The sequence below is a fragment of the Facklamia sp. P13069 genome (assembly GCF_050409405.1).
In the GTDB taxonomy this organism is placed as follows: domain Bacteria; phylum Bacillota; class Bacilli; order Lactobacillales; family Aerococcaceae; genus Facklamia.
The window spans coordinates 1-647 of sequence record NZ_JBNUPN010000060.1 but is presented as its reverse complement, the minus strand read 5'-3'; the positions used below and the strand labels follow the sequence as shown (position 1 = coordinate 647).

Sequence of the window (647 nt, the reverse complement as noted above, 5' to 3'; positions counted from 1 at the left end):
CTAAAACTTTTCTAAATACTTTTTACCATTTTTATATTGTTGTATCGGGTTCCATCTTTCAAAATATAGGCATTAGGAGTTTCTCCCACTTGGATGAATCCGCATTTCTCATAAAGAGCCTTGCCTCTTTCATTACCTGAGAAATAGTCAAGCTCAAGTTGGGAAAGGCCCCATTCTTTAGCATAGTCTTCGAGAACTTGAAGTAACTTCTTCCCTATTCCTAAGTTCCAGAATTCTTTTAGCACAGCAAGGGCAACATTTCCTCGATGGCGCATTTTCTGTTTTCTTAGTCTTGTTATTGTGCCGTTTGCAATCAGTCTTCCATCCATTTCAACAACAATCATAAGTGTATTATCAGATTCATTAAAGCCTTTGATCATTTTTGCTTCCTCTTCAACAGTTATGGTTATTTCTTCTGGATAGGAATTCAAAAAGTCAGATTCTCCCATAATGGTTTTCAAATATTCAACAGTTTCTGCAGCGTCTTTTACTTGAATCTCTCGAATTTTACAGATTCTGCCATCTTTTAGTTCAAAATTTTCTGGTGTATATTTCATATTTATCCCCCACATAAATTTAAATTTCTACTTTTTCCTAGTATTATTTTTAGAGGAAAATAATCATCTGTTGCTCTAAAAAGCACTTAA

The 647-nt window shown here is 34.0% G+C and carries 1 protein-coding gene; it reads right to left on the bottom strand.

The window, feature by feature from the left end:
• Positions 1–11: 11 nt before the first annotated feature.
• Positions 12–557, bottom strand: a complete 546-nt coding sequence (locus tag ACQV2T_RS09345; protein ID WP_428893590.1) for an N-acetyltransferase family protein — start codon at positions 555–557, stop codon at positions 12–14.
• Positions 558–647: the final 90 nt, after the last annotated feature.

Bases quoted from the DNA above. Each gene is read 5' to 3' on its own strand.
- ACQV2T_RS09345 (WP_428893590.1), bottom strand. From the start codon at position 557: ATGAAATATACACCAGAAAATTTTGAACTAAAAGATGGCAGAATCTGT.